The following is a 5,567-nucleotide window of genomic DNA, read 5'->3' as shown; positions in this document are numbered from 1 at the left end:
TACCCCCCTCCCGCAAGGGGAGGGGGGACTCGGATGGGCTCGGAACTAACGGGCCGGGACAGCCGGGAGCCACGCCATGATCCCGCTGCTCGGCATCCCGACCCAGGTGCTGTTCGGCCAGCTGCTGCTGGGGCTGATCAACGGCTCCTTCTACGCCCTGCTGAGCCTCGGCCTGGCCGTGATCTTCGGCCTGCTCAACGTCATCAACTTCGCCCATGGCGCGCAGTACATGCTGGGCGCCTTCGCCTCCTGGATGCTGCTGAGCTTCCTCGGCATCGGCTACTGGCCGGCGCTGGTGCTGGCGCCGATCGCGGTCGCCATCACCGGCGTGATCCTGGAGAAACTGTTCCTGTCGCGGCTGTACCGGCTCGACCCGCTCTACGGCCTGCTGCTGACCTTCGGCGTCACCCTGATCCTGGAGGGGCTGTTCCGCAGCTGGTACGGCACCTCGGGCCAGCCCTACAGCCCGCCGGCGATGCTGACCGGCGCCGTCAATCTCGGCTTCATGGTGCTGCCGATCTATCGCGGCTGGGTCGTCCTGGCCTCGATCGTGATCTGCTTCGCCACCTGGTTCGTGATCGAGAAGACGCCGCTGGGCGCCACGCTGCGCGCCGCCACCGAGAACCCGACGCTGGTCCAGGCCTTCGGCATCAACGTGCCGCGGATGATCACCCTGACCTATGCCTTCGGCGTCGGCCTGGCCGGGCTGGCCGGGGTGCTGGCGGCGCCGGTCTACCAGGTCAGCCCGCTGATGGGGTCGAACCTGATCATCGTCGTCTTCGCCGTGGTGGTGATCGGCGGCATGGGGTCGATCCTCGGCGCCATCGTCACCGGCTTCGCCCTCGGCATCTTCGAGGGGCTGACCAAGGTGTTCTACCCGCCGGCCTCGAACATCGTGGTCTTCGTCATCATGGCCGTGGTGCTGCTGGTCCGCCCCGCCGGCCTGTTCGGGCGGGAGCGCTGAGATGGCGGTGGTCGAGCGCAACGGAGCGGAGGGCCTGACCGGCACGAAGATCGCGGCGGCGCTGGCAGTGGCAGTGATCGCGCTCGGCGCGCCCTACCTGCTGTACCCCGTCTTCCTGATGAAGCTGCTGTGCTTCGCCCTGTTCGCCTGCGCCTTCAACCTGCTGATCGGCTATGTCGGCCTCTTGTCCTTCGGCCATGCCGCCTTCTTCGGCGGCGCCGCCTATGTCACCGCCCATGCCGCCAAGGTCTGGGGCTGGCCGCCGGAGCTGGCGATCCTGGCCGGCACCGCCGCCGCCGCGGCGATGGGGCTGGTGATGGGCTTCCTGGCGATCCGCCGCCAGGGCATCTACTTCGCCATGATCACCCTGGCGCTGTCGCAGATGGTGTTCTTCGTCGCCCTGCAGGCGCCCTTCACCGGCGGCGAGGACGGCATCCAGTCGGTGCCGCAGGACCGCATGTTCGGCCTGCTCGACCTGTCGGATTCGCTGACCTTCTACCATGTCGTGCTGGCGATCTTCGGCCTCGGCTTCTTCATCATCTGGCGCATCGTGCACTCGCCCTTCGGCCAGATCCTGAAGGCGATCCGCGAGAACGAGCCGCGGGCGATCTCGCTGGGGTACCCGGTCGACGCCTACAAGCTGACCGCCTTCGTCATGTCGGCGGCGCTGGCCGGCCTCGCCGGCGGCACCAAGGCGCTGGTGTTCCAGCTGGCGTCGCTGACGGACATCCAGTGGCAGATGTCGGGCGAGGTGATCCTGATGACGCTGCTGGGCGGCATCGGCACGCTGGTCGGCCCGGTGGTCGGCGCCGGGCTGGTGGTGACGCTGCAGAACTACCTGGCCGAATCCGCCTTGCCGGTGACGGTGGTGACCGGCGCGATCTTCGTCGTCGTGGTGCTGCTGTTCCGCCGCGGCATCGTCGGCGAGGTCGCCCATTGGCTGCGGAAACGGCGATAAGCCCGTCCCGCTCCGTCCCGTATTGCGCTGAGGGCAATGTTCCGATGGCCTTGGTCGGGGCGCCGGGACACTCTGCGGCATCATGCTGGACCTGACCGCCGCCACCATCCTGGTCGCCTTCGCCGGCGTCCTCCTGATCTCGCTGCTGCGCGGCGCCTTCGGCGGCGGCTTCGCCATCATCGGCATCCCGCTGCTGTCGCTGGTGATGGACCCGGTGACGGCGGGCGGCCTGCTGGCGCCGCTGTTCGTGGCGACCGACCTGGTCGCGCTGCGCTACTGGAAGCCGTCGACCTGGTCCAAGCCGGACCTGCTGCCGCTGCTGCCGGGGCTCGTGGCCGGCATCGGCCTCGGCTATCTGCTGTTCACGCATCTCGACCACCGCGCCATCGCCATCGTGATGGCGGCCGTCACCCTGGCCTTCGTCGGCCTGTGGTTCACCAAGGGCGCGACGGTGACGATGCGGCCGCGCTCGACGCCGAAGGCGGTCGCCGCCGGCCTGGCCTCGGGCATGACCACCATGGTGGCGCATTCCGGCGGGCCGCCGCTGGCGATGTACCTGCTGCCGCTCGGCCTCGGCAAGGCGGTCTACGCGGGCACGACCAGCCTGTTCTTCACCGTCGGCAACGCCGTCAAGGCGCTGCCCTGGCTGCTGCTGGCACGGCCCACCGCCGAGGCCTGGACCCTGATGGCGCTGTGCCTGCCCGCCATCCCCGCCGGGGTGTGGCTGGGCTGGCGGCTGCACGGCCGGCTGGACCAGCGCCAGACCTATCGCGCCGTCTACGGCCTGCTGGTGGTGACGGCGCTGAAGCTGCTGTGGGACGGCATCTCCGGCTACCTCGCCTGACCCCGAATCGGCGCCCAGCGCACACCCCGCTCGGTATCGCGACAAAGATATATGAATTTTTTCATGACCCCTCGGAATCCAGCTTGCGGGACGAGGCGAGGCCGGGATTAAGCTGGCGAGGCGCAAGGCGGTCGGGGGGCTGCCGTTGCGCGCCGAATTTATTCAGTGGAGGGAATTTCATGCCGGTGTTTACGGGCACGGCGGCCGCCGACAGGATCGTCGGCAGCGCCGAGGCGGACCAGATCTATGGCCTCGACGGCGACGACACGCTCTATGGCGGTGATGGCAGTGACTGGCTGGTGGGAGGGCTCGGCGACGATACCCTCTTCGGCGGCCTGGGCGATGATTCCTATGATGTCGACTCCGCCGGCGACCGGGTGGTGGAGCGGGCGGGCGAGGGCATCGACCGGGTGCGAGCCTCGGTCAGCCATCAGCTGTCGGCCAATGTCGAGATCCTGACCCTGACGGGCACGGCTGACATCGACGGTTTCGGCAATGCGCTGGACAACACGCTCATCGGCAATTCGGGGAACAACGTGCTCAACGGCGGCGCCGGCGACGACGCCATGGCCGGGGGCACGGGCAACGACGTCTACGACGTCGACTCGACCGGCGACGTGGCGAGCGAGGGGCTGGATGCCGGCTACGACCGGGTCCGGGCGTCGGTCAGCCATACGCTGAGCGCGAATGTCGAGGAGCTGGACCTGACCGGCACGGCGGATATCGACGGCACCGGCAACGCGCTCGCCAACACCATCGTCGGCAATGCCGGGGCGAATGTGCTGGCCGGCGGCGCCGGCGACGACGTCCTGATCGGAGGCGCCGGGGATGATCGCCTCGTCGGCGGTATCGGCAACGACACCTATGATGTCGACGCCGCCGGGGATCAGGTCGTCGAGGCGGCAGGCCAGGGCATCGATCTGGTTCGTGCCTCGGTCAGCTATGTCCTCGGGGCGAATGTCGAGACTCTGACGCTGACCGGCCTGGCCGATATCAATGGCGGCGGGAACGAGGGCAGCAACCTCATCATCGGCAATGCCGGAAACAATGGCCTGCATGGCGGCGGCGGAGACGACACTCTTCTCGGAGGTGCCGGCTCGGACGATCTGACCGGCGGCTTCGGCAAGGACTATGTCTACGGCGGAGACTCTTCCGACACGCTCCACATCGGCGACGGCGACCTGGCCGTCGGCGAGATCTATGATGGCGGAGGGGGAAACGACATCCTGGAACTGGGTTATGTTGGTAGCAGGGAGGCGATAGACATCTCTCACGTAAATATAATCAATATCGAAGAACTTTATTCTCTTGTCCCTGACATCTATATAAGAACAGACCAATTTGAAGAATTTCAGAGCATCCAAGGCGGCAGGGCTTTTGTCGGCCTCAACGTATATCTCGTGGATGCGGGATCATTAAATTTATCCTCCAAACCCGTTCTCACCAATTTGAATATATATCTTTCCAATCATGGAAATTTCATTGATTTGTCAGAAGGCGGATCTTCGCACAGGATCTCTTCCTCCGTGCATGGAGGGTCCGGAGATGACGTTATATACGGCAATAAAGATTTTACGCTTCTCGATGGCGGTAACGGCAACGATGTAATACATGGCTATGGCAAGGACAGCTTTGTATCAAGCTCTCTACAGGGCGGGGGCGGAGATGATCAGCTGACAGGCGGCCTAGGCTCCGATAGTCTCACAGGCGGCGACGGAGCCGACCGCTTTCGCTTTGTCGTGCCATCAGACGCGACCGATACCATATTCGATTTCAGTTCGTCCGAAGGGGACAAGCTCGTGTTTCAAGGCTTGCTGCATGGCAGTTTCAGCTATCTTGGAAGTGGAGAATTTACGGCCACCGGCAATAGCGAGGCGCGGTTTGAAGATTCACTCTTGCTGGTCGATACCGATGGCAATGGCTCGGCCGACATCAAGATCAATATGATCGGGACCTGGTCGTCTTCTCTTCACGCCTCGGACTTCGTGTTCTCCTGATCGACCTCCGCCGCCAGGCCGGGCGCCCCCCGTTCCGGCCTGGCGCGACGTCCTGGCCCCACCCGGGCGACGGCCGGCCGTTCAGAGCGTCCCCGGCGCGAAGATGTGCACCGCGTCGCGCAGCATCGACGCGGCGGTGGGCGTCGGCTCGCGCTCCCACAGCTTGTGATAGCTGATGCCGTAGATATCGGTGTGCATCTCGACCGCCATCTCCCAGCCCCGGCACTGGGCCAGGAAGTCGGCGGCGGGCAGGGCCAGCGGCGCCACGGCGTAGCGCCCGGCCTCGGCGCTGGCCACCAGGCGGATGACGTTGCCGCGCGCCGCCTCGGCCGCCAGGCTCTCCTGCGTCACCCCGGCGATGCCGGTGACGGCGATGTCGGCCAGCGCGATATCGGCGCCGAGCAGGCTGTTGGCGATGATCAGCAGCTTGTTGGCGGTGTCCCAGCCCTCGACGTCGAGCGAGGGGTCGGCCTCGGCGATGCCGCGGCGCTGGGCCTCGGCCAGCGCGTCGCCATAGGACACGCCGGTGGCCATCTGGTCGAGGATGAAGTTGGTGGTGGCGTTGAACACGCCGCGCAGCCTGCGGATCTCGCCCGCGATCATGTCGCGCCGCCCGATGTTGAGGACGGGCAGCCCGCCGCAGACCGTGGCGCTGTATTTCAGCCGCGCCCCGGTGCGGGCGGCGGTCTCGTGCAGCTCGCGGAAGGCCAGGACCACCGGGCCCTTGTTCGCCAGCACGACGGAGATGCCGCGCCCCAGCGCCGCCCGCGCCAGCGCCAGCCCCGGCCCGCCGGTGCGCAGGTC

At 66.6% G+C, this 5,567-nt stretch carries 5 protein-coding genes; 4 read left to right on the top strand and 1 reads right to left on the bottom strand.

Features of this window, described 5'->3' with window-relative positions; translation table 11 throughout:
• The first annotated feature begins 76 nt into the window (after window positions 1-76).
• The 4 genes from P409_RS25205 to P409_RS36430 all read left to right on the top strand — a co-directional run bounded on the left by P409_RS25205 (window position 77) and on the right by P409_RS36430 (window position 4,763).
• Window positions 77-964 carry a branched-chain amino acid ABC transporter permease gene (locus P409_RS25205; protein ID WP_034844959.1) on the top strand — a complete coding sequence of 296 codons (888 nt, stop codon included), beginning with the start codon at window positions 77-79 and terminating at the stop codon, window positions 962-964.
• A 1-nt stretch (window position 965) separates the two neighbouring features.
• Window positions 966-1,922 (top strand): branched-chain amino acid ABC transporter permease, encoded by a 957-nt coding sequence (locus tag P409_RS25200; RefSeq protein WP_052121367.1) that lies wholly within the window; start codon window positions 966-968, stop codon window positions 1,920-1,922.
• An 82-nt stretch (window positions 1,923-2,004) separates the two neighbouring features.
• The gene (locus P409_RS25195) at window positions 2,005-2,766 is read left to right on the top strand and encodes a sulfite exporter TauE/SafE family protein (RefSeq protein ID WP_034844958.1); all 762 of its coding nucleotides are present in this window, start codon (window positions 2,005-2,007) and stop codon (window positions 2,764-2,766) included.
• A 179-nt stretch (window positions 2,767-2,945) separates the two neighbouring features.
• Entirely contained in the window at window positions 2,946-4,763 is a 1,818-nt protein-coding gene (locus P409_RS36430; protein WP_052121366.1) for a calcium-binding protein, read from the top strand.
• Between the two features lie 81 nt (window positions 4,764-4,844).
• Here P409_RS36430 and P409_RS25185 read toward each other — a convergent pair.
• A partial coding sequence (locus P409_RS25185; protein WP_034844957.1) for a homoserine dehydrogenase occupies window positions 4,845-5,567 on the bottom strand: 723 nt, incomplete at its 5' end.

The organism is Inquilinus limosus MP06 (assembly GCF_000767795.1).
In the GTDB taxonomy this organism is placed as follows: domain Bacteria; phylum Pseudomonadota; class Alphaproteobacteria; order DSM-16000; family Inquilinaceae; genus Inquilinus; species Inquilinus limosus_E.
The sequence above is the reverse complement of the archived record's forward strand: the minus strand, read 5'-3'. Positions and strand labels throughout refer to the sequence as shown.

Coding starts and splice junctions, on each gene's coding strand:
- P409_RS25205 (WP_034844959.1), top strand. CDS start 77: ATGATCCCGCTGCTCGGCATCCCGACCCAGGTGCTGTTCGGCCAGCTG.
- P409_RS25200 (WP_052121367.1), top strand. CDS start 966: ATGGCGGTGGTCGAGCGCAACGGAGCGGAGGGCCTGACCGGCACGAAG.
- P409_RS25195 (WP_034844958.1), top strand. CDS start 2,005: ATGCTGGACCTGACCGCCGCCACCATCCTGGTCGCCTTCGCCGGCGTC.
- P409_RS36430 (WP_052121366.1), top strand. CDS start 2,946: ATGCCGGTGTTTACGGGCACGGCGGCCGCCGACAGGATCGTCGGCAGC.